The organism is Streptomyces sp. NPDC040432 (assembly GCF_055595445.1).
On sequence record NZ_JBVIVP010000002.1, the window covers coordinates 738,895 to 761,952 of the forward strand.

At 72.3% G+C, this 23,058-nt stretch carries 23 protein-coding genes, 3 tRNA genes and 1 pseudogene; 8 read left to right on the forward strand and 19 right to left on the reverse strand.

The window, feature by feature from the left end:
- Positions 1-49: 49 nt before the first annotated feature.
- From ACZ58N_RS07140 to ACZ58N_RS07160, 5 genes are all read right to left on the reverse strand, one after another.
- Positions 50-478: a MaoC family dehydratase gene (locus ACZ58N_RS07140; protein WP_471156476.1), complete on the reverse strand. Its 429-nt coding sequence runs from the start codon at positions 476-478 to the stop codon at positions 50-52.
- A 1-nt stretch (position 479) separates the two neighbouring features.
- Complete coding sequence (locus tag ACZ58N_RS07145) at positions 480-932, reverse strand: FAS1-like dehydratase domain-containing protein (protein ID WP_471156479.1); 453 nt, start codon at positions 930-932, stop codon at positions 480-482.
- Between the two features lie 118 nt (positions 933-1,050).
- On the reverse strand, positions 1,051-1,215 hold the full coding sequence (rpmG, locus tag ACZ58N_RS07150) for a 50S ribosomal protein L33 (protein WP_007265873.1): 165 nt from the start codon (positions 1,213-1,215) through the stop codon (positions 1,051-1,053).
- 88 nt (positions 1,216-1,303) lie between these two features.
- Positions 1,304-1,376: transfer RNA gene (locus tag ACZ58N_RS07155), tRNA-Met, on the reverse strand.
- Positions 1,377-1,424: 48 nt separating this feature from the next.
- Positions 1,425-1,497 (reverse strand) — tRNA-Thr (locus tag ACZ58N_RS07160).
- Positions 1,498-1,918: 421 nt separating this feature from the next.
- Here ACZ58N_RS07160 and ACZ58N_RS07165 point away from each other — a divergent pair.
- Both ACZ58N_RS07165 and ACZ58N_RS07170 read left to right on the forward strand, forming a co-directional pair.
- Complete coding sequence (locus ACZ58N_RS07165; RefSeq protein ID WP_471156482.1) at positions 1,919-3,208, forward strand: amidohydrolase family protein; 1,290 nt, start codon at positions 1,919-1,921, stop codon at positions 3,206-3,208.
- A gap of 55 nt (positions 3,209-3,263) precedes the next feature.
- Positions 3,264-3,920 carry an SDR family oxidoreductase gene (locus ACZ58N_RS07170; RefSeq protein WP_471156484.1) on the forward strand — a complete coding sequence of 219 codons (657 nt, stop codon included), beginning with the start codon at positions 3,264-3,266 and terminating at the stop codon, positions 3,918-3,920.
- Between the two features lie 34 nt (positions 3,921-3,954).
- On the opposite strand, the gene ACZ58N_RS07175 is transcribed toward ACZ58N_RS07170, so the two are convergent.
- Positions 3,955-4,395, reverse strand: coding sequence for a DUF3574 domain-containing protein (locus ACZ58N_RS07175; RefSeq protein WP_389704540.1), 441 nt, complete (start codon positions 4,393-4,395; stop codon positions 3,955-3,957).
- Between the two features lie 105 nt (positions 4,396-4,500).
- On the opposite strand from ACZ58N_RS07175, the gene ACZ58N_RS07180 reads away from it, so the two are divergent.
- A complete protein-coding gene (locus ACZ58N_RS07180) occupies positions 4,501-5,007 on the forward strand; it encodes a hypothetical protein (RefSeq protein WP_471156486.1) in 507 nt (168 codons plus the stop codon).
- A 123-nt stretch (positions 5,008-5,130) separates the two neighbouring features.
- Here the strand turns inward: ACZ58N_RS07180 and ACZ58N_RS07185 are convergent.
- Positions 5,131-5,212 (reverse strand) — tRNA-Tyr (locus ACZ58N_RS07185).
- 198 nt (positions 5,213-5,410) lie between these two features.
- On the opposite strand from ACZ58N_RS07185, the gene ACZ58N_RS07190 reads away from it, so the two are divergent.
- On the forward strand, positions 5,411-5,899 hold the full coding sequence (locus ACZ58N_RS07190) for a YajQ family cyclic di-GMP-binding protein (protein WP_471156488.1): 489 nt from the start codon (positions 5,411-5,413) through the stop codon (positions 5,897-5,899).
- Positions 5,900-6,850: 951 nt separating this feature from the next.
- Here the strand turns inward: ACZ58N_RS07190 and ACZ58N_RS07195 are convergent.
- From ACZ58N_RS07195 to ACZ58N_RS07250, 12 genes are all read right to left on the reverse strand, one after another.
- Entirely contained in the window at positions 6,851-7,243 is a 393-nt protein-coding gene (locus ACZ58N_RS07195) for a YccF domain-containing protein (protein WP_471156490.1), read from the reverse strand.
- Positions 7,240-8,103: a zinc metalloprotease HtpX gene (htpX, locus tag ACZ58N_RS07200; protein WP_389704536.1), complete on the reverse strand. Its 864-nt coding sequence runs from the start codon at positions 8,101-8,103 to the stop codon at positions 7,240-7,242. The genes ACZ58N_RS07195 and htpX overlap by 4 nt, the downstream gene beginning before the upstream one ends.
- Positions 8,104-8,330: 227 nt before the next feature.
- The gene (locus tag ACZ58N_RS07205; protein WP_471156492.1) at positions 8,331-9,869 is read right to left on the reverse strand and encodes an NADH-quinone oxidoreductase subunit N; all 1,539 of its coding nucleotides are present in this window, start codon (positions 9,867-9,869) and stop codon (positions 8,331-8,333) included.
- A complete protein-coding gene (locus ACZ58N_RS07210) occupies positions 9,866-11,419 on the reverse strand; it encodes a complex I subunit 4 family protein (RefSeq protein ID WP_471156609.1) in 1,554 nt (517 codons plus the stop codon). Before ACZ58N_RS07210 ends, ACZ58N_RS07205 begins: the two co-directional genes overlap by 4 nt.
- 38 nt (positions 11,420-11,457) lie before the next feature.
- A complete protein-coding gene (locus ACZ58N_RS07215) occupies positions 11,458-13,506 on the reverse strand; it encodes an NADH-quinone oxidoreductase subunit 5 family protein (protein ID WP_471156495.1) in 2,049 nt (682 codons plus the stop codon).
- Positions 13,503-13,862, reverse strand: a complete 360-nt coding sequence (gene nuoK / locus ACZ58N_RS07220) for an NADH-quinone oxidoreductase subunit NuoK (protein ID WP_471156498.1) — start codon at positions 13,860-13,862, stop codon at positions 13,503-13,505. Before nuoK ends, ACZ58N_RS07215 begins: the two co-directional genes overlap by 4 nt.
- Positions 13,862-14,518 (reverse strand): NADH-quinone oxidoreductase subunit J family protein, encoded by a 657-nt coding sequence (locus ACZ58N_RS07225; RefSeq protein WP_471156500.1) that lies wholly within the window; start codon positions 14,516-14,518, stop codon positions 13,862-13,864. The genes nuoK and ACZ58N_RS07225 overlap by 1 nt, the downstream gene beginning before the upstream one ends.
- Complete coding sequence (locus ACZ58N_RS07230; protein WP_471156502.1) at positions 14,515-15,096, reverse strand: NuoI/complex I 23 kDa subunit family protein; 582 nt, start codon at positions 15,094-15,096, stop codon at positions 14,515-14,517. Before ACZ58N_RS07230 ends, ACZ58N_RS07225 begins: the two co-directional genes overlap by 4 nt.
- Entirely contained in the window at positions 15,096-16,064 is a 969-nt protein-coding gene (locus ACZ58N_RS07235; protein WP_471156505.1) for a complex I subunit 1/NuoH family protein, read from the reverse strand. The genes ACZ58N_RS07230 and ACZ58N_RS07235 overlap by 1 nt, the downstream gene beginning before the upstream one ends.
- Positions 16,061-17,500 (reverse strand): NADH-quinone oxidoreductase subunit C, encoded by a 1,440-nt coding sequence (locus ACZ58N_RS07240; protein WP_471156507.1) that lies wholly within the window; start codon positions 17,498-17,500, stop codon positions 16,061-16,063. Before ACZ58N_RS07240 ends, ACZ58N_RS07235 begins: the two co-directional genes overlap by 4 nt.
- Positions 17,497-18,114: an NADH-quinone oxidoreductase subunit B gene (locus ACZ58N_RS07245; RefSeq protein WP_471156510.1), complete on the reverse strand. Its 618-nt coding sequence runs from the start codon at positions 18,112-18,114 to the stop codon at positions 17,497-17,499. Before ACZ58N_RS07245 ends, ACZ58N_RS07240 begins: the two co-directional genes overlap by 4 nt.
- On the reverse strand, positions 18,105-18,512 hold the full coding sequence (locus tag ACZ58N_RS07250; RefSeq protein WP_030298105.1) for an NADH-quinone oxidoreductase subunit A: 408 nt from the start codon (positions 18,510-18,512) through the stop codon (positions 18,105-18,107). The genes ACZ58N_RS07245 and ACZ58N_RS07250 overlap by 10 nt, the downstream gene beginning before the upstream one ends.
- A gap of 156 nt (positions 18,513-18,668) precedes the next feature.
- Between ACZ58N_RS07250 and ACZ58N_RS07255 the strand changes: the two genes are divergently transcribed.
- The 4 genes and pseudogenes from ACZ58N_RS07255 to ACZ58N_RS07270 all read left to right on the forward strand — a co-directional run.
- Positions 18,669-19,826, forward strand: coding sequence for a sensor histidine kinase (locus ACZ58N_RS07255; protein WP_471156514.1), 1,158 nt, complete (start codon positions 18,669-18,671; stop codon positions 19,824-19,826).
- Between the two features lie 553 nt (positions 19,827-20,379).
- Positions 20,380-21,681: a sensor histidine kinase gene (locus ACZ58N_RS07260; RefSeq protein WP_471156516.1), complete on the forward strand. Its 1,302-nt coding sequence runs from the start codon at positions 20,380-20,382 to the stop codon at positions 21,679-21,681.
- A 256-nt stretch (positions 21,682-21,937) separates the two neighbouring features.
- On the forward strand, positions 21,938-22,597 hold the full coding sequence (locus ACZ58N_RS07265; RefSeq protein WP_281210401.1) for a response regulator transcription factor: 660 nt from the start codon (positions 21,938-21,940) through the stop codon (positions 22,595-22,597).
- A gap of 243 nt (positions 22,598-22,840) precedes the next feature.
- Positions 22,841-23,058: pseudogene (locus ACZ58N_RS07270) on the forward strand (2-oxoacid:acceptor oxidoreductase subunit alpha); the annotation flags it as partial.

Sequence of the window (23,058 nt, forward strand, 5' to 3'; positions counted from 1 at the left end):
GTGCAGCCGGGGCCGGGGACGGGCGGGGTGTCCGCCCGTCCCACCGGGCTCAGGCGAGTTGGACCACCGCGCGGGACATACCGAGGACCTTCTGGCCCGCGCTCATCGCCGTCAGGTCGACCCGGACACGGTTGTCGTCCAGCTTGACGGCCACCTTCGCGGTGACCTCGATCAGTGCGCCCTCGTCGTCGTTCGGAACCACGACCGGCTTGGTGAAGCGGACTCCGTACTCGATCACCGCGCCGGGGTCGCCCGTCCAGTCGGTCACCACCCGGATCGCCTCGGCCATGGTGAACATCCCGTGGGCGATCACGTCCGGGAGTCCGACCTCCTTGGCGAACTTCTCGTTCCAGTGGATCGGGTTGAAGTCCCCGGAGGCCCCGGCGTAGCGGACGAGGGTCGCGCGCGAGACGGGGAAGGACGCCGCCGGCAGTTCGGTGCCGACCTCGACGTCCGCGTACTGGATTCGGGCAGTCATCTCAGGCCTCCTCGGGGGCGCGGGACACGAGCTTGGTCCATGCCGTCACCACGTGCTCGCCGGAGGCGTCGTGGACCTCGCCGCGGATGTCGATGATGTCGTTGCCGGCCATCGACTTCACGGCCTCGATCGTCGAGGTCACGGAGAGCCGGTCGCCCGCGCGCACGGGACGGACGTAGGAGAACTTCTGGTCCCCGTGCACGACGCGGCTGTAGTCGAGACCCAGCTGGGGGTCCTCGACGACCTGCCCCGCCGCCGCGAACGTGATGGCGAACACAAAGGTCGGGGGTGCGATCACGTCGGGGTGACCGAACGCCTTGGCCGCTTCCGGGTCGGTGTAGACGGGATTCTCATCACCCACCGCGACCGCGAATTCGCGGATCTTCTCCCGGCCGACCTCGTACGGCTCGGTGGGCGGGTAGGTCCGCCCGACGAAGGTCTGGTCGAGGGCCATGGCTCACTACCTCCTGTGAAAGGACACGGATCGTGGATCCGTGCGGAAACGACACAAGGCCGCCCCCTGTGACGGGGACGACCTCATGACGGTGCCTGTATTCGAGACTTCGCCAGGATCAGCGGGTCTCGCGGTGCGCGGTGTGCGAGTTGCAACGCGGGCAGTGCTTCTTCATCTCCATGCGGTCCGGGTTGTTACGCCGGTTCTTCTTGGTGATGTAGTTCCGCTCCTTGCACTCCACGCAGGCCAGCGTGATCTTCGGGCGGACGTCGGTGGCAGCCACGTGAGTGCTCCTTGACGGACTATGGGACGGATGAACGCATAAAAGAGTAGCCGATCGGGAGACCGACCCCGCAATCGGCTACTAGTTGTAGCGGCGACCGGACTTGAACCGGTGACACAGCGATTATGAGCCGCTTGCTCTACCGACTGAGCTACGCCGCTTTGATGAGATCCGCTCCCCACCCGAGGGTGGGGAACCTCTCTCACCAGAGCCCCAATGCGGAATCGAACCGCAGACCTTCTCCTTACCATGGAGACGCTCTACCGACTGAGCTATTGGGGCGAGCGATGAAGACATTACACGGTTGCCCGCCGATCGCCCAAATCCTTTGCGGCGACTGGGCTCGGGGCGAGGGCGGTCGGGATTTTCGATCACCTCGCGGGCGGGCATCCGGCAGTTTTCAGGCCGATTGTGCGGGAGGTCACATCGAGAGGCGCAGCTCTCGCCGCCCCGGATGCTCACGCACGCGTCGCGCGCCCTCGGCGACCACGCGCGCTCACCCACCGCTGCCCGCTCCCCCGCCCCACCCCGCGCCGGCGCGGCCCGGGGCGCCGGGGCGCGCGGGGGCACCACACCGGTACGACTATTGCGCTCTTCCGCGAAGCGGGCAGTCGGGCGCCCTAGGCTCTGACCACGCTGCGTGATCTTGGGCCGCGGGCTGTGGCCACGGCGCAGGAACCGCCCGAGCCCCCGCAGGAGCGCGATGTCCGACAGCCAGCCGCAGCAGCCCTCCCACTCCTCGCGGAATCCGGCGGACGGCCCTTCCCGCGCCCCCGCCGGCGGGGGCGCCCCGGAGGTCGGCGGTCTCCTCCTCGCCGGGGCGCGGCTCACCGACGGTCGGACCGTCGACGTCCGGCTCGGCGGCGGACGCATCCAGGCCGTCGGGACGGCGGGCAGTCTGACCGTCCCGACCCTGTCCCGGGTCGACCTGCGCGGCTACCTGCTGCTCCCCGCCCCCGCCGAACCGCACGCGCACGGGGACACCGCCCTGACCGCCGACGGGGACGGACCCGTCTCGTACGGGCCGGACGAGGTGCAGCGCCGGGCCACGGAGGCGGCCCTGCTCCAGCTGGGTCATGGTGCGACCGCCGTCCGCTCCCACGTGCGGATCGGCGACGTGCACGGGCTCGGCCCCATGGAGGCCGTCCTCCAGGCGCGCCGGTCCTTGCGGGGGCTGGCCGACCTGACGGCCGTGGCCGTGCCGCGGCTGCTGACGGGGGCTGCCGGCGCGGACGGGTTGGCCATGCTGCGGGACGCCGTCAAGATGGGCGCCGCCGTGATCGGGGGGTGCCCGGATCTGGATCCCGATCCGACGGGCTTCGTCGAAGCGGTCCTGGAGCTGGCCGCGGAGCACGGTTGCCCCGTGGACCTGCACACGGACGGTGACGACCCGGGGCGCCTCGCCCGGCTCGCGGCGATGGCCGGCGGGCTGCGCCCCGGGGTGAGCATCGGCCCCTGCGGGGGCCTGTCGCGGCTCCCGCTGGACGTGGCCTCGCGCGCCGCCGATCAGCTCGCGGCGGCGGGGGTGCGGGTGACCTGCCTGCCCCAGGGCGACTGTGCGGCCCTGGAGCGGCGCGGCCTGCGGACCGCTCCCGTACGTCTGCTGCGGGCGGCCGGGGTGCGGGTGACGGCGGGGAGCGGGGCGCTGCGGGACGCCGGGAACCCGGTCGGGCGCGGGGATCCGCTCGAAGCCGCGTACCTGCTGGCCTCCCAGGGCGGGCTGCGTGCGGCGGAGGCCTACGAGACCGTCAGTGGTGCGGCCCGGGAGGCGATGGGGCTGCCCGAGGTGCGGGTGGAGGCCGGCTTCCCGGCGGAGCTGCTCGCCGTGCGCGGGGACAGGATCGCCGGGGTGCTGTCGTTGGCGTACAGCCGGATCGTGATCCACCGGGGGCGGGTCGTAGCCCGTACGAGTGCCGTACGGGAGTACTGCGACTCGGCGGTCGCGGTGGCCCTGGACCTGCCCAGGCAGGGGCGCACGGAGGCGGGTCCCTGAGGCGTCCGACGGGCGTTCGCGGGCGCCCGCGCCCGGCTCGACGTACGGTCGGGACATGCGCATCGTCATCGCGGGTGGACACGGTCGGATCGCGCTGCGGCTGGAGCGTCTGCTCGCCGCGCGCGGGTACGAGGTCGCGGGCATCATCCGCGACCCGGCGCAGGGCGACGACCTCAGGCGGGTCGGCGCCGAACCGGTGCTGTGCGATCTGGAGTCGGCGTCCGTCGAGCACGTCGCGGGTGTCCTGCAGGGCGCGGACGTCGCCGTGTTCGCCGCCGGTGCCGGTCCGGGCAGTGGGGCGGAGCGCAAGGAGACCGTGGACCGGGGCGCGGCGACGTTGTTCGCCGACGCGGCCGAACGGGCGCGCGTACGACGCTTCCTGATGGTGTCTTCGATGGGTGCGGACCCGCGGCACGGGGGTGACGAGGTCTTCGACGTCTACCTGCGGGCGAAGGGCGAGGCCGACGCGTACGTGCGCACCCGGCTGGGTCTGGAGTGGACGGTCCTGCGGCCGGGTTCGCTGACCGACGAGGCGGGGACGGGCGAGGTCCGCCTGGAGGCGGACACGGGTCGTGGGTCCGTCCCGCGCGACGACGTCGCGGCGGTGCTCGCCGAGCTGGTGGAGACGCCGGCGACGGCGGGCCTGACCCTGGAGTTGGTCGCGGGCTCCACCCCGGTGTCGGTGGCCGTCAAGAACATGGCGGGCACCTGATCGGGAGCGTGCCCGGCCCGCCGCCGAGTGCGCGTCAGAAGTCGGCGTCGAGCTTGTCGTCCGAGCGGCCGACGGAGTCCTGCTGGAACTGCTTCTCGTAGGCCTGCCGGATGCGTTCGACGCGTACCGTGCGCTCCTCGGCCTCCTTCTCGGGGTAGAGCAGGATGACTTCGTAGGAGGTCTCGCGGACGGTCGTGCCGTCCGGGTCGCGCCACTGGCCGCGGCCGTCCTGGAGGGTGAGCCCCTCGGGGAAGGCCGGGGTGATGTCGTGGTCCACGAACCGGAGGAACTCCGCCTCGCCCACGGGCTCCCGGCCGTCGGGGCGCTGTGTGCCGAAGTACAGCCGGGTCTCCCGGTACGGCTCTCCGACCGGGGTGTGCAGTGCGGCTCCGACCAGGGCGGGGATGCCGGCGCCGAGCAGGGCGAGCAGGACGCCGCCCCCGACCTTTCCGCGTGTGTCCGTTGTCCATGTCACGGCCGGTGAACGACCGGCCGCCCCCATCGGTGCGGCGGAGGCGCCCGATAGGGTCACCCGGATGTCGACCGCAGGGGGTGGTCGCGTGAGGTACCGGGGTTGGGCATGGGCGACGGCGATTGGAACGTCGGTGCGGCCGAGGGCGGCCGGTTGGCGGCCCGGTGGTGGAAGTGGGCGCTGTCCGCTCCGGACGACCGGAGTCCGGTGAGCGATACGACGGGGGCGTACGCCGACTGGCGGCAGCCCGAGGACCTCTGGTTCCTGGCGGGGACGTACGGCGGCAGGGTGGTGCGGCGCTGCACCGTTCCGGCGGGCCGTCGGTTGTTCTTCCCGGTCCTGAACACGCAGCGTCCGGCGATCCCGCTGGTCACCAAGGCGTGGCGGATGGAAGTGACCCGGGCGTCGGCGGCGGTGAACAGCTTCCCGCTGGAGGTCCGCGAGTTCACGTCCGGGACGTTCCGGTCCATGGGGATACCGCGGGTCGCGTGGGGCCTGTGGTGCGCGCTCGAACCGCTTCCGGCGGGTCAGTTCGTGTTGGAGATCGAGGCCTCGGCGACGAACGGCTTCTGGGTGGACACCACCTACCACCTGACGGTGGCGCCTTCCTCCTGAGCTCACCGGGGGTACCCGCGGGAGCATCCCCGTGGGCGTTCGGCGGGGCCCTGCCCGGTGCGAGGTGTACGAAGAAACCCCCGCCCACCGCATTTCTACGGATGGACGAGGGTTTCACTCGCGTGGCGGCGCCAGGGTTCGAACCTGGGTAGGCTGAGCCGGCAGATTTACAGTCTGCTCCCTTTGGCCACTCGGGCACACCGCCATGATCGCTGCCGTCTTTCCGCCTTGCGGCGGCGCTCCGTGGCAACGACGTAAACAATACCCGATGTGCGGGGGTGGTCCGCCACCGGATTGATCAGCCCCCCACCTGGGCGCGATGGCTAGGCTTTGCCGAGCGGACCGGGGATGTCCGGCCGCGCCCTTCGGGGCCGTCACTACCGACTTCAAGGAGCCACAGCACATGGCCGACTCCAGTTTCGACATCGTCTCGAAGGTCGAGCGGCAGGAGGTCGACAACGCCCTCAACCAGTCCGCCAAGGAGCTCTCGCAGCGCTACGACTTCAAGGGCACGGGCGCCACGATCGCCTGGTCCGGCGAGAAGATCCTGATGGAGGCGAACTCCGAGGAGCGCGTCAAGGCCGTCCTGGACGTCTTCGAGACCAAGCTGGTCAAGCGCGGGATCTCGCTGAAGGCGTTGGACGCCGGCGAGCCGCAGCTGTCCGGCAAGGAGTACAAGATCTTCGCGACGATCGAGGAAGGCATCTCCCAGGAGAACGCCAAGAAGGTCGCGAAGATCATCCGTGACGAGGGCCCCAAGGGCGTCAAGGCCCAGGTCCAGGGCGAGGAACTGCGCGTCAGCTCCAAGAGCCGTGACGACCTCCAGGCCATTCAGGCGCTGCTCAAGGGCAAGGACCTGGACTTCGCGATCCAGTTCGTGAACTACCGCTGATCGGCGGGTCCGGTGCTTCCGGGCCCGTGTGCGCAGCACTGAACGAACCCCGAGGGCACGACGGGGGTGTACGCCGGGGAGGTCGCGGTGGGCGCCCGTGTCGTGCCCTTGGTCGTCGGTGCTCGGAGGGTGGGTGCGGCGGGTGTGGGCGGCGGGTGAGCGCGGGGGTGAGCGGTGTGCGCTTCTTGGCGCCCCCTCCGTGATCACCGGGTGCGGGCCGGTGCGGGTGTCGGCTCCGGCCCTCCTCCGGGTGCCGGGCTCCTACGCGATCGCGAATGATTCGCGGGCTCTCGATTCAGCTGTCAAGGAGCGGACCGTCGTCGCGGTGGGCGGGGCGTCGCGGTGGGCGGGGCGTCCCGCCGAGCGGTGCAGGCCGGTGAGCCGCCCGCGCGTGAGCGGTGACGAGGCGTGGCGGGGGCCGTGGGTGCGCGGCGTGGGCGCGAGCCGCCGGCGCGCGGGCCGTGGGGCGCCGGCACGCGGCATACGGAGGCAGCGCGGCTCGGGGTGCGACGTCGGGGCGGGACGGGGCTCCGGGAGGCGCTCGGGAAGGTGGCGTACCGGGTGGGGGCGGGCTCCCACGGGTGCGGGGCACCCGGTGGGCCACGGGTGGGGCGAGGCCGCCCGGCATGGGGGCGGCGGGCCCGGTCCGGCGACGACGGGCACGCACAGGCGCGGTGGCCGACGGAAGCGGGTGCCGCGGAAGCGGCAGGGGGCAGCGGGCGGAGCCGGGCACGGCGCCGGCAGGGCAGGGTGGGCCGCCGGGCGCGGGCCCGGCGCGGGCTGTTTGCCGGGGGTCGGGCCGCGCGGGCAGACGTTCGTGCCGCCTGCCCGCGCGGCCGCGCGGCCGGCGGGTGACTTGCTCCAGCAACTGCTCGGGTTCGTTCATGCGTTCATGGTGACGCACGTCCCCGACATCCGTCGGGGCCTGTGGATAACCTCGGAACGCCGAGGTCAGCGCGAGGCGAAGGGGGCGTCCGTCGGGACGATCTCGCGGCCGAGCGGGAGCAGGGAGAGCGGCACCATCTTGAAGTTGGCGATGCCGAACGGGATGCCGATGATCGTGATGCACAGCGCGATGCCGGTGACGATGTGGCCGAGGGCCAGCCACCAGCCGGCCAGGATCAGCCACAGGACGTTGCCCACGCAGGAGCCGGCGCCGGAGTCACGGCGTTCGACCGTGGTGTAGCCGAACGGCCAGAGGGCGTACACGGCGATGCGGAACGCCGCTATGCCGAAGGGAATGCCGATGATCGTGATGCAGAGGATCACGCCGGCCAGGCAGTAGCCCAGGAACAGCCAGATCCCGCTGAGCACGAGCCAAATGATGTTGAGGATGGTCTTCACTGACTGCGGCCTGCCATCTGTTCGAGCCGGGCGATGCGCTCGGCCATCGGAGGGTGTGTCGAGAACATCTTGGACAGTCCTTCGCCCGGCCGGAAGGGGTTGGCGATCATCATGTGACTCGCCGTCTCGATGCGCGGTTCGGCGGGCAGCGGGAGCTGCTTGGTGCCCGCGTCGAGCTTGCGCAGGGCGCTGGCCAGGGCGAGCGGGTCGCCGGTGAGTTGGGCTCCGGAGGCGTCCGCCTCGTATTCGCGCGAGCGGCTGATGGCGAGCTGGATCACGGACGCGGCCAGCGGGCCGAGGATCATGATCAGCAGCATGCCGAGGAGCCCGGGGCCCTCGTCGTCGTTGGACCGGCCGATCGGGATCAGCCAGGCGAAGTTCACCAGGAACATGATCACGGAGGCCAGTGCGCCGGCGACCGAGGAGATCAGGATGTCCCGGTTGTAGACGTGGCTCAGCTCGTGGCCGATCACCCCGCGCAGCTCGCGTTCGTCGAGGATGCGCAGGATGCCCTCGGTGCAGCAGACCGCGGCGTTGCGCGGGTTGCGGCCGGTCGCGAAGGCGTTGGGTGCTTCGGTCGGTGAGATGTAGAGCCGTGGCATGGGTTGGCGCGCGGAGGTGGAGAGTTCGCGCACCATGCGGTACAGCTCGGGGGCCTCGAACTCGCTGACGGGCCGGGCGCGCATCGCGCGTAGAGCCAGCTTGTCGCTGTTCCAGTACGCGTAGGCGTTCGTCCCGAGGGCGACGACGACGGCCACGATCAGGCCGGTCCGCCCGAAGAGGCTTCCGATGACGATGATGAGTGCGGACAGCCCGCCGAGGAGTACGGCGGTCTTGAGCCCGTTGTGCCGGCGGTGCACGGTACGCCCTCCAAGTGGTGCGGCAGGGGGGACCCCGTCCAAGGTCTGAGGGTCTACGGTCCAGTGGACCCTCCCTTCCTGGTCAACGCCAGATGGGGCCGTACGGTTCCCGGGGCGCGGCGGGCCCGGCGCCCCGGCGGGACCGGCCGGGGGGTGCCGGCGGGCGTTGGGCCGTGCGGGTGAATGTGCTCCGACCTGCGGGTCCTGCCGCGGCCCGGTACCGCGTCCTACTGCGGGAAGAGGCTGCCCGAGGCGAACCGGAGGACGAGCTGGGGGGCTCCGGAGAGGACGACGGCGGTGGCCGCGGTGAGCACGATCGCGGCGGTGACCGGCCAGGGGACCTTCGTGGCGGCGGGCCGTCCGGCGGGGGCCTCCTCCTCGGGCGTGCGGAAGAGCAGCGCCGTCCAGCGCAGGTAGTAGTAGAGGGCGACGACGACGTTGGCGGCCATGACCACGGCGAGCCAGCCGAGCCCGGCGTCGACGGCGGACCGGAAGACGGTGACCTTCGCGAAGAGGCCGATGATGCCCGGCGGCAGGCCGGCGAGGCACAGCAGGAAGAAGGCCAGGGCGAGGGCGGCGAACGGGCGCTCGGCGTAGAGGCCGCGGTAGTCCGCGATCCGGTGGAGGGGCTTGGTGCGGGCCACGAGCGCGGCGACGGCGAAGGCTCCGAGGTTCACGGCCCCGTACATGAGGGCGTAGGCGACGGTGGAGCCGATCTGGTCGCGTTCGGAGTACGCGGCCGCGGCGATCGGGACCAGCAGGTAGCCGGCCTGGCCCACGGAGGACCAGGCGAGGAGCCGTACGGCGCTGTGGGGGCGGTCCGTGGACTGGCGCAGGGCGGCGGCGTTGCCGAGGGTCATGGTCAGCGCGGCGAGGACGGCCAGGGCGGGGCCCCAGATGTCGGAGTACGCGGGGAAGGCGATGACGGTGACGAGGATCAGGCCGGTGAAGCCGACGGCCTTGCCGATGACGGAGAGGTAGCCGGCGATGGGCAGCGGGGCGCCGACGTAGGTGTCGGGGACCCAGAAGTGGAAGGGGACGGCCGCGGTCTTGAAGGCGAAGCCGACGAGGGTCAGGGCGACGCCGACCATGGCGAGGGTGTCGAACTGCGCGGGGACGTCTTCGAGGCGGTCCGCGACCTGGTCGAGGTGGAGGGATCCGGTGGCGGCGTAGACGAAGGCGACGCCGAGGAGGGACACGGCCGTGGCGGTCACCGAGGACAGGAAGAACTTGAGGGCGGCCTCGGAGGACAGCCGGTCGCCGCGGCGCATGCCGACGAGCGCGAACGCGGGCAGCGAGGCCACTTCGAGGGCGACGATCAGCGTGGCGAGGTCGCGGGCGGCGGGCAGCAGGGCGGCGCCGGCGGCGGAGGAGAGCAGCAGGAACCAGTACTCGCCGGCGGGCATGCGGGTCTCGCGGACGGCGGTGACCGACATGAGGGCGGTGACGAGGGCGCCGGCGAGGACCAGGAACTGCACGACGAGCGCGAAGTGGTCGGCGGTGTAGGAGCAGGCGGCCGGGTCGCCGGTGAGGCAGAAGGTGGTGCGGTCGCCGGCGCGCAGGGGCAGCAGGGAGGCCGTGGCGGCGGCGAGGCCGGCGACGGAGATCCAGCCGAGGAGCGGCTTGCGTCGTTCGGGCAGGAACAGATCGGCGACGAGCACGAGCAGGGCGACGGCGGCGGGCACCACGACGGGGGTGATCGCGAGCCAGTCGACGGACTGGACGAGGCTGGGGGTGTCGGCGGCGAGGACCGTCGGGGCCGTCATGAGTTGCCTCCTGCGAGGAGCTTCTGGACGGCCGGGTCGGTGAGGCCGAGGAGGACCGCGGGCCACAGGCCCGCGAGGACGGTGAGGGCGACGAGCGGGGTCCAGGCGGCGAACTCGTGGCGTTGGACGTCCGCGACGGTGATCCCGGGTTCGGCCTTCGGGTCGCCCATGCAGACGCGCCGTACGACGATCAGCAGGTAGGCGGCGGTGAGCAGGGTGCCGAACGCTCCGACGGCCGTGTAGGTGAGGAAGGCCGGCCGGGACAGGCCCGCGGCGGGGTCGAACGACCCGAACAGGGCCAGCATCTCGCCCCAGAAACCGGCGAGGCCGGGCAGGCCGAGGGAGGCCACGGCGGCGAAGGCGAGGAGCGCGCCGAGGCGGGGGGCGCGGCCGTACAGGGCTGCGCCGGTCGCGCCGGCGAGGGTGTCGAGGTCGGCGGTGCCGTAGCGGTCCTTGAGGGCGCCGACCAGGAAGAAGAGGAGGCCGGTGATCAGGCCGTGGGCGATGTTCGCGAAGAGGGCGCCGTTGACCCCGGTCGGGGTCATGGAGGCGATCCCGAGGAGGACGAAGCCCATGTGGCCGACGGAGGAGTAGGCGATGAGGCGCTTCAGGTCGCCCTTGTTGCCCTTGCGGGCCAGCGCGAGGCAGGCGAGGGATCCGTAGACGATGCCGACGACGGCGAAGGCGCCGAGGTACGGGGCGAAGGTGTGCATGCCGTCGGGGGTGACGGGGAGCAGGATCCGGACGAAGCCGTAGGTGCCCATCTTCAGCATGACGCCCGCGAGGAGGACGGAGCCGACGGTGGGGGCGGCGGTGTGGGCGTCGGGCAGCCAGCTGTGGAGCGGCCACATGGGGGTTTTTACGGCGAGTCCGATGCCGATGGCGAGGACCGCCAGGAGCTGCGTGGTGTGCGTCAGTTCGCGGCCGTTGTCGGAGGCGAGTGCCACCATGTCGAAGGTGCCGCCGTTCAGTCCGATCAGCAGCAGACCGAGCAGCATGACGACGGATCCGAGGAGGGTGTACAGGATGAACTTCCAGGCGGCGGCCTGCCGCTGGGCGCCGCCCCAGCGGGCGATGAGGAAGTACATCGGGATGAGGACCATCTCGAAGGCGAGGAAGAAGAGCAGCAGGTCGAGGACGGCGAACGTCGCGAGCGTCCCCGATTCGAGGACGAGGAGCAGCGCGACGAAGGCCTTCGCCGAGGGGCCGTCGGGGAGCTTGTGGTAGCTGTACACCGCGCAGAGGAAGAACAGCAGCGCGGTCATCAGGAGGAGGGGGAGCGAGATGCCGTCGACGCCGAGGTGGATCCGGATGTTCAGCGCCTGGATCCAGCTGATGTCCGTCGTCGCCTGGAAACGGGACGGGGCGTCGTGGTCGAAGCCCGCGGTGAGGGCGATGGCCGCGGCGAGGATGACGCCGGTGACGGTCACGCCGTGGCGCAGGACCGCCTGTTCGGGGCTCCTGCCCTTGAGTCCGGGCGGGGCCGGCAGGAGGGCGGCGACGGCCCCGAGGAGCGGTGCGGCCACGATGAACGCCAGGAGGAACTGCATCACGGACGGGCTGATATCAATCACGGCTGACTCACGGCTCACGATCCGGCGTTGACGTTGGCGAGGACGGCGGTGGCGATCGCCAGGACCACGGCGCCGGCGAGCAGGGCGCTCAGGTAGGTCTGCACGTTGCCGGTCTGGGCGCGGCGTACGAGGCTGCCGAGCAGCCTGGTGCCGGTGCCCGCGCCACGGACGTACGTGTCCACGACCTCCCGGTCGAGGAAGCGCACCAGGCTCGCGGCGCCGCGGACGGGGCGGACGAACAGGCGGTCGTAAACGGCGTCGAGGTGAAAGCCGTCGGCGGCGTGGCGGTGCAGGGGGCCGAGGAGGGCGCGTCCGGGGTCGGGGGCGGGTCCCGCCGGGACGGCGGGGTGTTCGTGGGTGACCTCCGCGACCTCGGGGGCCTCGGCGGCGGACTCGGCGGCGGCGGTGGCCGCGGACACGGTGGCGGTGACGGCGGGGGCGTCCGTCGCGGCGGCCGCCGCGGCGGGGCCGACGGGGGCGGGTGCCGTCGCGAGGCGGGCCGTGGCGCGCTGCCAGAGGCCGAGGGTGAGGAGTACGCCGATGAGGGCGGCGCCCGTGCCGACGAGCGAGGTGGTGACGGTCGGGGTGAGCGACACGCCGCCGAACCAGTCGCCGAGGGGGCCGGCTGCGAGGCCGAGGCCGACCGTGGGAACGGCCAGCAGCCACAGCACGCCGGTCATGGCGACGGGCTCCTTGCCGTGGTCGGGTGCGGCGGCGCCCCGACCGCGGAACGCCATCAGCCACAGCCGGGTGGCGTAGCCGGCGGTGAGCAGTGCGGTCAGGACTCCGGCGACCAGCACCAGCCAGCCGGCGGAGGAGGGCGCGGACCCGGTGTGTCCGAGGGCGGCCTGCTCGGCGGCGACGAGGACGGCTTCCTTGGAGAAGAAGCCGGCGAAGGGCGGGATCGCGGCGAGCGCGAGCAGGGCGAGCGTCATCGTCCAGAACGCGTCGGGGATGCGCTTGGCGAGGCCGTCCATGCGGGACATCGCGGCGAGCGAGTTGGTGCCGGCGGCGTGGATGATCACGCCGGCGCCGAGGAAGAGGAGTGCCTTGAAGGCGCCGTGGGACAGGAGGTGGAAGACGGCGGCACCGCGGTCGGCGACGGCGAGGGCTCCGGTCATGTAGCCGAGCTGGCCGACGGTCGAGTAGGCGAGGACCCGCTTGATGTCGTCCTGGGCCAGCGCGGCGAGGGCCGAGCCGATCATGGTGACGGCCGCCATGACGGCCATGACCACCAGCGCGGCGCCGGACGCCGTGAAGACGGGCAGGAGCCGGGCGATGAAGTAGACGCCGGCGGCGACCATCGTCGCGGCGTGGATCAGCGCGGAGACCGGGGTGGGGCCGGCCATGGCATCGGGCAGCCAGGTGTGCAGCGGGAACTGCGCGGACTTGCCGGCGACTCCGGCGAGGAGGAGCAGCGCGATCAGGGTCGGGTGGTCGAGTCCGCCCGCGGCGACGGTGTCCAGGATCTTGGTGATCCGGAAGGAGCCGGCGTCGGTGGCGAGCGCGAACAGGCCGATGAGGAAGGGGACGTCGCCGAGCTTGGTGACGAGGAACGCCTTGAGGGAGGCGGAGCGTGCGGCTTCGGTCTCCCAGTAGTGGCCGACGAGGAAGTACGAGCAGATGCCCATGACCTCCCAGCCGACCAGCAGCACCATCAGGTCGCCGGAGTAGACGACGAGCAGCATCGCGGAGGTGAACAGGGAGACGAGCGCGGCGTAGGACGGGTAGCGGGGGTCCTCGCGGAGGTACGCCGTCGAGTAGAGCTGCACGCAGGTGGCGACGACGCCGACGAGGACGGCGACGAGCACGGCGAAGCCGTCGATGTGCAGGGACAGCTCGATCGGCACGGAGCCGGTCGGGGTGAGTTCGGTGGCCGTGTCGATGGTGCCGCCGGGGCCCAGGCGGACGGCGACGAGGACGGCCAGGACGGCGGCGGCCAGGGTCGGCAGTACGGCGAGCGGCCGGACGAACCCGGGGGCGGCACGGCCGAGGAGGAGTCCCGCGACCGCGCCCAGGAACGGCAGGACGGGGACGAGGACCGCGAGGGTCGTGGTGCTCACGCGGCGACCTCCGGCCGGGCGGTGGTGTCGTCGGTCCGGGCCGGTGCGTGGCCTTCCGCGGTGTCGCGGAGCCTGTCGACGTCCGAGGTGCCGCGGTTGCGGTACACCATGAGCACGATCGCGAGGCCGATGCCGATCTCGGCGGTGGCGATGGCGATCGTGAAGAGGGTGAGGGCCTGGCCGGCGTGCAGGGCGTCGCGCAGCCAGACGTCGAAGGCCACCAGGTTGAGGTTGACGGCGTTGAGCATGAGCTCGACGGACATCAGGACCAGGATGGCGTTGCGGCGCGCGAGGACTCCGTAGAGGCCGATGGCGAAGAGGAGCGAGGCCAGGACGGCGGGGTAGACGAGGTGCATCAGCGCTGCCCCTTCCGGTCGCCGGTGTCGGAGTCGGCGCCGGTGTCGTCACCGGTATCGGCGGGAGCCGTGGCCGCCGCCGCGTCGGCGGCGTCCTCGGCGGGGGTGTTCCTGCGGGAGAGCACGATGGCACCGATCAGGGCTGCGAGGAGGAGCACGGAGAGCGCCTCGAAGGGCAGCACCCAGTGCTGGAAGAGGATCTCGCCGGTCACCTCGGTGGAGCCCTGGGCGGGTCCGTCGAGGTCGATCCAGGTGGTGCGGAAGGCGTCGACGACCACCCAGACGAGTGCGGCGCCCGCGGTGACGGCGACGGCGAGCGCGACCGGACGGTTGCCGGAGTCGGCGTCCGGGGAGCGGCCGATGGGGGCCTTCGTGAGCATCAGCCCGAAGAGCAGGAGGACGACCACGGAGCCGAGGTAGATCAGGACCTGGACCCAGGCGATGAACTCGGCGGTCAGCAGCAGGTACTCGACGGCGATGCCGCCGAGCGCGACGACCAGCCAGAGGGCGGCGTGCACGAGTTGCTTGGTGGTGACCGTGATGACGGCCGCGCCGAGGGTGGCGAGGCCGACGAGGAGGAAGGCGATCTCGACGCCGGTCGGCGAGAGGAAGCCGGGGCCGGTCGTGGTGGCGGCCAGGGTGGCGGCGGGGCTCACGCGTCTCCCTCCGGGGTGGTCGGGGGTTCGGGGGCGGCCGCGGCGGCGGCCGCTGCCGCGGCTTCGGCCTTCTCCACGGCCTTGCGGGCGGCGGCGATCTCCTTGGGCTCCTCGGCGGCCGGGTCGAGCGCGGGCGGCGCCGGGACCGTCCACATCCACTCGCGGAGCTTGTCCCGCTCGTGGACGAGGTCCTGGATGTCGGTCTCCGCGTACTCGAACTCCGGCGACCAGAAGAGGGCGTCGAAGGGGCACACCTCGATGCAGATGCCGCAGTACATGCAGAGCGAGAAGTCGATGGCGAACCGGTCGAGGACGTTGCGGCTGCGTTCGCGTCCACCGGGGGTGGCGGCCGGGACCGTCTCCTTGTGGGAGTCGATGTAGATGCACCAGTCGGGGCACTCGCGGGCGCACAGCATGCAGACCGTGCAGTTCTCCTCGAACAGTCCGATGACACCGCGGCTGCGGGGCGGCAGCTCGGGCTGGACCTCGGGGTACTGGGCGGTGTGCGCACGCCTGGTCATCGTGCGCAGGGTGACGGCCAGGCCCTTGGCGAGGCCGGATCCGGGAACCGGGGACATTACTGGATCGCCACCTTCACGATGCCGGTGAGCGCGATCTGGGCGAGCGCGAGGGGGATGAGTACGGTCCAGGCGAGCTTCTGGAGCTGGTCCTCGCGCAGGCGGGGGTAGCTCACGCGGAGCCAGATCACGACGAAGGCGAGGACGGCCACCTTGAGGAGGGTCCAGACCCAGCCGAGGTCGTCGCCGCCGAAGGGGCCGTGCCAGCCGCCGAGGAAGAGGACGGTGGTGAGGGCGCAGAGCACGACGATGCCCGCGTACTCGGCGAGCAGGAACAGCGCGAAGCGCAGGCCGGTGTACTCGGTGTACGCGCCGAAGATGATCTCGGAGTCGGCGACGGGCATGTCGAAGGGCGGACGCTGGAGTTCGGCGAGGCCGGCGACGAAGAAGACGAGCGCGCCGGTGATCTGCCAGGGCAGCCACCACCACTCGAAGCCCTCGACGATGCCGGGCAGGGACACCGTCCCGGCGGCCATCGCGACGGAGGCGGCGGCGAGCAGCATGGGCAGCTCGTACGCGAGCAGCTGTGCGGCGGTGCGGAGGCCTCCGAGGAGGGAGAACTTGTTGGCGGAGGCCCAACCGGCCATGAGGGAACCGAGCACTCCGACGCCCATGACGGCGAGCGCGAAGAAGACACCGGCGTCGATGACCTGCCCGACGGCGCCCTCGCCCGGTCCCACCGGGACGGCGAGGAGGACCAGGAGGTACGGGAGCAGCGCGACGGCGGGGGCGAGCTGGAAGATCCGTCGGTCGGCGTTGGCCGGGACGATGTCCTCCTTCTGCGCGAACTTCACGCCGTCGGCGACGAGCTGCGCCCAGCCGTGGAAGCCGCCGGCGTACATGGGGCCGAGGCGACCCTGCATGTGCGCCATCACCTTGTGCTCGGCCTGCCCGACGACGAGCGGGAGCACGAGGAAGACGGCGAAGACGACGATCAGTCGCAGGGCGACGTCGAGGACGTCGTTCACGCGTCGCCTCCGGTGGTGTCGTGGTCGGGATGGCCGTTGCCCTGGCCGGGCTTCGGTTCGGGCTCGGGGTCCGGGTCCGAGCCGGGGCCCCGGCCGGGCTTCGGTTCAGCGTCGGGCTCGGGGGCCGGCTTCGGCTCGGGAGCCGGAGCGGGTTCCGAGCCCGGCGCGGGCTCGGGAGCCGGAGCGGCCTCGGGGGCCGGAGCGGCCTCGGGGGCCGGAGCGGCCTCGGGGGCCGGAGCGGGATCCGTGCCCGGCTCGGGCTCGGGCGCGCCCTTCGGCTCGGGTGCGGCGGGGGTGGGTGCGGCGCCGGTGGCGGTGGCGGGTGCCGCGGCGTCCTCGAAGGCGGGCTTCGGGTTGTGCCAGGGCGCGTCCGCGCTGCGCGGGGCGGTGCGTCGGGCTGGCTCCGCCCCCGGCGGGGCGGCCTGGCCGCTCGAACCGTCCGCGCCGGAACGGGTCCGACGCGGCGGGCGGGTCGGGGTCCCGGTGTCCGGGGCGGACGCGCCCTCGGGCGCGGAGCCGGACGGGGCTTCGGGGTCCGGCGCCGGCGCGGCATCCGCCGCCTGGCTCGCCGAACCGTCCGCCACCGAACGCGTACGACGTGCCGGCCGGACCGGGGCGTCCGACTCCGGGGACACGACGGCATCCGCCGCCTGGCTCGCCGAACCCTCCGTCACCGAACGCGTACGACGCACCGGGCGCACCGGGGCGTCCGACTCCGGGGACGCGGGGGTTGCCGGGGTTTCGGGGGGCGTGCCCTCCGCGCCCGGGCGGGGGCGTCGGGTCGGGGCGCCCTCGCGCGGGGTGCGGGTCGGGGCGCCGGCGCGGGGGGTGCGGGCCGGGCGGGCGGGGGCCGGGGGCAGTTGGCCCTTGAGGGGGCCCCAGTCGTTCGGGTCGGGGACGCCGGGCGGGAGCATCTGGCGGCGCTTGGGGGCGTCGGGGTCGTGGCCCTCGCCGGGCTCCTTGGCGCCGGGCCAGGCCTTGGCGACGCGCGCCGCGAGGACGAAGTCCTTGCGCAACGGGTGTCCCTCGAAGTTCTCGGGGAGCAGCAGCGGCACCAGGTGGGGGTGGTCGGTGAAGGTCACCCCGAACATCTCGAAGGTCTCCCGCTCGTGCCATTCGGCGCCGGCGTAGACGGCGACGGCGGAGGGCAGGGAGGGGGCGCCGTGCGGGACGGTGGTGCGCAGCAGGAGCCGGCGTACGCGGTGGTTCTCCAGGGAGACGAGGTGCGCGCAGATCCGGAAGCCGGTGCCGGGTTCGTCGACGGCGCTCAGCCAGTCGAAGTAGGTGCAGCCCAGCTTGTCGCGGGCGATTTCGAGCGAGGGGACCCAGGAGCCGACGGGGACGTCCACGGTGAGGACCTCGTACGCGAACGAGGCGACGGCCTCGGCGCCGAAGACGGCCGGGGCGGCGTCGGGCAGGGAGTCGTAGAGGTTCACGCGCCGGCTCCGGGGGTGGCGGGCGGTGGTGTGACCAGGCCGCTGGTGAGCTGGGAGACGGAGGGGCCCGCGGCATAGCGTTCCGCGAGGGACTCTCTGGCGATCTTCTCCTGGAGCTTCAGGATGCCTTGGAGGAGGGCTTCGGGGCGCGGCGGGCAGCCGGGTACGTACACGTCGACGGGGATGATCTGGTCGACGCCCTTGGTCACGGAGTACGAGTCCCAGTAGGGGCCGCCGCAGTTGGAGCAGGCGCCGAAGGAGATGACGTACTTCGGCTCCGGCATCTGCTCGTAGAGCCGCTTGACGGCCGGCGCCATCTTGTCCGTCACCGTGCCCGAGACGATCATCAGGTCGGCCTGGCGGGGGCCGGGCGCGAAGGGGATCACGCCCAGACGGATGAAGTCGTGCCGGGCCATGGACGCGGCGATGAACTCGATGGCGCAGCAGGCGAGGCCGAAGTTGAAGACCCAGAGGCTGTAGCGGCGTCCCCAGTTGAGGACCACCTTCATCGGTTCCGGGGCGAGGCGGGAGAGGACTCCCAGGCGCTTGGGTTCCGGGAGCAGCTGGGGCTCGGCGGGGCTCGCGGCCGCTGCGGGGGCCGGTGTCACGTCCATTCGAGGACGCCCTTCTTGTACGCGTAGAGCAGGCCGACGGCCAGGAACCCGAGGAAGACGAACATCTCGACGAGGGTCGTGGCGCCGTAGCCGGCGGCGGCGAACACCGTCGCCCAGGGGAACAGGAAGATGGAGTCGACGGCGAAGATGACGTAGAGGAACGCGTAGACGTAGTAGCGGACCTGGGTGTGGGCCCAGCCCTCGCCGACGGGGTCCACGCCGCACTCGTAGGTCAGCAGCTTCTCGGGCGTCGGGACGACGGGCCGCAGCAGGCGGCCGGCGCCGAAGGCCACGGCGACGAACAGCACGCCGAGGACGGCGAGGAGCCCGACGACCGAATAGCTCCGGAAATAGTCCGCGGCGAGCACGGTCACGGTCGATACCGTTGGGTCGGGCACGTCCGTTCCTCGCTTCTCGGCCACTGTCGACGATGTTGTTGATCCGGTACGGACGGGAGTCTAGGGCCTGGGCCCCGCAGGGTGGGGTTATCCCCCGTTCACCGGCCCCTGGCCACCCCATGGCACCGGCGCCCGCGAATTGGCAGGCTGTGGCCCATGACAGTGAACGATCAAGCCTCCCCTCCCCCGGTGCGTCCGGCCTTCGACGTGGTGACGTGGAAGGAGATCGCCTACCTGTTGAGCAACCTTCCGGTGGCGCTGGTCGGCTTCGTTTACACGGTTGTCATGATTTCGACGGCGGGTGGTCTGTCGGTGACCGCGATCGGTCTGCCGCTGCTCGCATGCGTGCTCTACGGGTCACGGCAGCTCGGGAAGCTCGATCGCGCGCGGGCGCGGGGGCTGCTGGGCGTACGGGTCGACGAGCCGACGCCGCTGCCCGGTCCGAAGCGGTCGGGCGGGTTCTTCCCCTGGCTGTGGGCGGCCGTCAAGGACCCGGTGGCCTGGCGGACCGTGCTGTACGAGCTGGTCAGGCTGCCGTGGGGGGTGCTGACCTTCACCGTCGCGCTGACCGGGCTGTTCGTGCTGTGGCCCGTACTGCCGTACTTGGTGCGGGGCATGGCGAACGTGGACCGCGCGATGGTGCGGGGGTTGCTGTCACCCTCGGACGAATTGGAGCGGCGCATCGCGGCGTTGGAGTCGGGCCGGGGGGTGGTCGTGGACACGGCGGCGGCGGACCTGCGGCGCATCGAACGGGACCTGCACGACGGGGCCCAGGCGCGGTTGGTGGCGCTGGCGATGGGGTTGGGTCTGGCGAAGGAGAAGCTGCTGGAGGACCCGGAGGGGGCGGCGGCGATGGTCGACGAGGCGCACGGTGAGGTGAAGCTGGCGTTGCAGGAGCTGCGCGACCTCGCCCGGGGCATCCATCCTGCGGTGCTGACGGACCGTGGGCTGGACGCGGCGCTGTCGTCGGTGGCGTCCCGGTGCGTGGTTCCGGTGAAGGTGTCGGTGGACCTGCCGGGTCGGCCGGCGGAGGCGATCGAGGGGATCGCGTACTTCGTGGTGTCGGAGTTGCTCCAGAACGTCAGCAAGCACGCGCGGGCGCGGGGGGCGAGCGTCGAGGTGTGGCGGTCGCAGCAGCGGCTGCTGATCCGCGTGTCGGACGACGGGCGGGGCGGGGCACGGCTGTCCGGCGGCACCGGCATGGCCGGTCTCGCCGAGCGGCTGGGGGCGGTGGACGGGGTCTTCGTCCTGGACTCCCCCGAGGGCGGGGGCACGGTCGTGACGGCGGAGCTGCCGTGGCGCGACCGCGCGTAGGCGCTGCCGCGCACCGAAACCCGGACCCCCGTCCGCGCACCGCACCCGGGACCCCCGTCCACGCGCCGAGCCCCGGGGCCCCTTCCACTTCCGCGCACCGAACCCCGGCCCCCTCTTCCGCGCACCGAACCCGGGACCCCCGTCCGCACGCCGGCCGGGGGTCCCCGCCGTCCCGGGCACCCCGCTCTCCCGGGCACCCGCGCCGTCCCCGGCACCCCGCCTGCCCGAATCCGGGCGGGGAGCCCGCTGCGGATCCGGGGGCAGGGCCTCGCCCGCACCGGGCGGGGACACGGACCGCACCGGATCGGGGCGGGGTCGGGTCCGCACCACGGACCTGCCGTCGGCGGCCCCGGCGGGATCGCGTCCGCATCGGGGTCCCGGCCGGGGTGCGCGTCCGCTTCCCGGACACCCGGCGGGGCCCGCACCGGGCGGCGGGGTGGGGATAACCCCCCGGCGCGGACGCCCACCTGCCGCATGGTCGGGACCGGGACCGCGGCGGCAGGGTGGAGGCATACCGGGACACCGGGCATGACGTGAGAGGGCGGGTCGGGACATGGGCAACGGCGAGGACAGCGGTCGGGTGGCCGTCGAGGTACTGCGGGCGCCCCTGGCGGCGCGGACCTGGCGGGAGTTCGGATACCTGCTGATCGGGCTGCCGCTGAGCACCCTGTACTTCTCGCTGGCCATCACCGGCGTGAGCCTCGGGGCCGGGCTGCTGGTGACCTTCGTCGGCGTGCCGGTGCTGGCGGGCGTGCTGGCGATGTGCCGGGGGTTCGGGCAGGTGGAGCGGGCCCGGGTGCGGGGCCTGCTGCGGGTGCCGCTCGCCGACCCGGCTCCGATCCGGGCGGCCAGGAGCGGGCTGCTGCCGACCGTGGGGGCGCTGCTGAAGAGCGGTAGCGCCTGGCGGCACCTGCTGTACTCGGTGCTCCACTTCCCGTGGGCGCTGTTCGCGTTCGTCCTGTCGCTGACGCTGTGGTCGGCCGGGTGGGTCTACCTGCTGTACCCGCTGTGGTTCTGGGTGTTCCCCGCCTTCACCGACCAGCCCGGCCTCCAGGTGTTCCAGAACGACGACTACTCCTTCTACCTCGACTCGCCGCTCGCCATCGTGGTCACCAGCCTGGTCGGGCTCGTCGTCACCCTGGCCACGCCCTGGGTCATCCGCGCGCTGGCCACCGTCGACCGGGTCCTCGTCGTCGGGCTGCTGGGCCCGTCCCGCCTGGACAGCCGGGTCACGGAGCTGGAGGCCGACCGCGGGGTGGTCGTGGACACGGCGGCCGCGGACCTGCGGCGCATCGAGCGCGATCTGCACGACGGGGCCCAGGCCCGACTGGTCGCGCTGGCCATGGACCTGGGGCTGGCCAAGGAGAAGCTGACCGAGGACCCGCGGGCCGCCGCCCGCATGGTCGACGAGGCACACGGAGAGGTGAAGGTCGCCCTCCAGGAGCTGCGCGACCTCGCCCGCGGCATCCACCCCGCCGTCCTGACCGACCGCGGACTGGACGCGGCCCTGTCGTCGGTGGCCTCGCGGTGCGCGGTTCCCGTCCGGGTGGCGGTGGACCTGCCGGCCCGCCCGGCGGCCGCGATCGAGGGGATCACCTACTTCACCGTCTCCGAGCTGCTGCAGAACGTCAGCAAGCACGCACGGGCCGGTTCTGCCTCCGTCGACGTGTGGAAGTCCGGGGAGCGCCTGCTGATCCAGGTCTCGGACGACGGGCGGGGCGGGGCGGGTGTCGGCGCCGGGAGCGGGCTGGCGGGGCTGACCGAGCGGCTGGAGGCCGTGGACGGCGTCCTGGTCGTCGATTCCGCCGCCGGACACGGGACGACGGTGACGGCGGAACTTCCCTGGCGTCCCTGACCCCGGGCTCGCGACGCTGCCCGCCCCGCACGGCACGACCGCACCACCGCACCACCTGCTCAGGGCCCCGCGCGCCGCGCCGCCGGGGCCCTTCGCGTGCGCGGAAACTCCCTCCGTCTGCGGACGTGTTGGCCGGACCGGGCCGTTCCGCGCCACCGGGCTGGGATGCTTGGCCATGCCGGGCACGCCCGGTGACGGATGCGGGTGTGCGGACGACGAGTGACGATGCGGGAGCTGCTGAAACGTGGACGACAGGGTGCGGGTGGTCATCGCCGAGGATTCAGTGCTGCTGCGTGAGGGCCTGACCCGGCTGCTGACCGACCGGGGGCATGACGTCGTGGCAGGCGTCGGGGACGCGGAAGCCCTGATCAAGACGGTGGCGGAGCTGGCGGCGGAGGACGCGCTGCCGGACGTGGTGGTGGCCGACGTGCGGATGCCGCCGACGCACACCGACGAAGGTGTGCGGGCGGCCGTGCGGCTGCGCCGCGAGTACCCGGGGATCGGGGTGCTCGTGCTGTCGCAGTACGTGGAGGAGCAGTACGCCACCGAACTGCTGGCCGGTTCCACCACCGGTGTGGGCTACCTGCTGAAGGACCGGGTGGCCGAGGTGCGGGAGTTCCTGGACGCGGTGGTGCGGGTGGCTCGGGGCGGTACGGCCCTGGACCCCGAGGTCGTCGCCCAGCTGCTGGGCCGCAGCCGCAAGCAGGACGTGTTGGCCGGGTTGACCCCCCGCGAGCGCGAGGTGCTGGGGCTGATGGCGGAAGGACGGACCAATTCCGCCGTCGCGAAACAGCTGGTGGTGAGCGACGGGGCGGTGGAGAAGCACGTCAGCAATATCTTCATGAAGCTCGGGTTGTCCCCGAGTGACGGGGATCACCGGCGCGTTCTGGCGGTGCTCACCTATCTGAAATCTTGATCGACTGACACTCTGTCAGGTACGAACGGTCGAGGAAGAACGGTGGCGGTATCGGCGGGTCGCGCAGGTCGGCCGCCGATGCCGCCCCCGGGGGGTTAGGAATATCCGTGTAGAGCACGACGTCCGCTGGACACATGGTCCAGCGAGATGTTCCACGATGTGGGAAACCCAGGGTCGGACATCCCCACGGACGTAGGGTTGGCCTTGGGAACGAACGCCCAGCCTCGAAGGAGGTCCAGTTCAGTGACCAGCCAGGTCAGTAGCCCGGCCGAGCAGGCCGACGGGGCCGGAGGAGCCATCGCGGGGCAGCGCACAGCGCCCCTGACGGATGGATCCGGCAAGGAAATCCGCCGTGTCGATCGTGTGATCATCCGTTTCGCGGGTGATTCGGGTGACGGTATGCAGCTGACGGGTGACCGTTTCACTTCGGAGACGGCGTCCTTCGGTAACGACCTTTCGAC

What these genes read in the sequence shown, in the direction of transcription:
- ACZ58N_RS07140 (WP_471156476.1), bottom strand. Translation starts at nt 478, where the DNA reads ATGACTGCCCGAATCCAGTACGCGGACGTCGAGGTCGGCACCGAACTG.
- ACZ58N_RS07145 (WP_471156479.1), bottom strand. Translation starts at nt 932, where the DNA reads ATGGCCCTCGACCAGACCTTCGTCGGGCGGACCTACCCGCCCACCGAG.
- ACZ58N_RS07165 (WP_471156482.1), top strand. Translation starts at nt 1,919, where the DNA reads ATGTCCGACAGCCAGCCGCAGCAGCCCTCCCACTCCTCGCGGAATCCG.
- ACZ58N_RS07170 (WP_471156484.1), top strand. Translation starts at nt 3,264, where the DNA reads ATGCGCATCGTCATCGCGGGTGGACACGGTCGGATCGCGCTGCGGCTG.
- ACZ58N_RS07180 (WP_471156486.1), top strand. Translation starts at nt 4,501, where the DNA reads ATGGGCGACGGCGATTGGAACGTCGGTGCGGCCGAGGGCGGCCGGTTG.
- ACZ58N_RS07190 (WP_471156488.1), top strand. Translation starts at nt 5,411, where the DNA reads ATGGCCGACTCCAGTTTCGACATCGTCTCGAAGGTCGAGCGGCAGGAG.
- ACZ58N_RS07205 (WP_471156492.1), bottom strand. Translation starts at nt 9,869, where the DNA reads ATGACGGCCCCGACGGTCCTCGCCGCCGACACCCCCAGCCTCGTCCAG.
- ACZ58N_RS07210 (WP_471156609.1), bottom strand. Translation starts at nt 11,419, where the DNA reads ATGCAGTTCCTCCTGGCGTTCATCGTGGCCGCACCGCTCCTCGGGGCC.
- nuoK (WP_471156498.1), bottom strand. Translation starts at nt 13,862, where the DNA reads ATGCACCTCGTCTACCCCGCCGTCCTGGCCTCGCTCCTCTTCGCCATC.
- ACZ58N_RS07230 (WP_471156502.1), bottom strand. Translation starts at nt 15,096, where the DNA reads ATGTCCCCGGTTCCCGGATCCGGCCTCGCCAAGGGCCTGGCCGTCACC.
- ACZ58N_RS07245 (WP_471156510.1), bottom strand. Translation starts at nt 18,114, where the DNA reads ATGGACGTGACACCGGCCCCCGCAGCGGCCGCGAGCCCCGCCGAGCCC.
- ACZ58N_RS07255 (WP_471156514.1), top strand. Translation starts at nt 18,669, where the DNA reads ATGACAGTGAACGATCAAGCCTCCCCTCCCCCGGTGCGTCCGGCCTTC.
- ACZ58N_RS07260 (WP_471156516.1), top strand. Translation starts at nt 20,380, where the DNA reads ATGGGCAACGGCGAGGACAGCGGTCGGGTGGCCGTCGAGGTACTGCGG.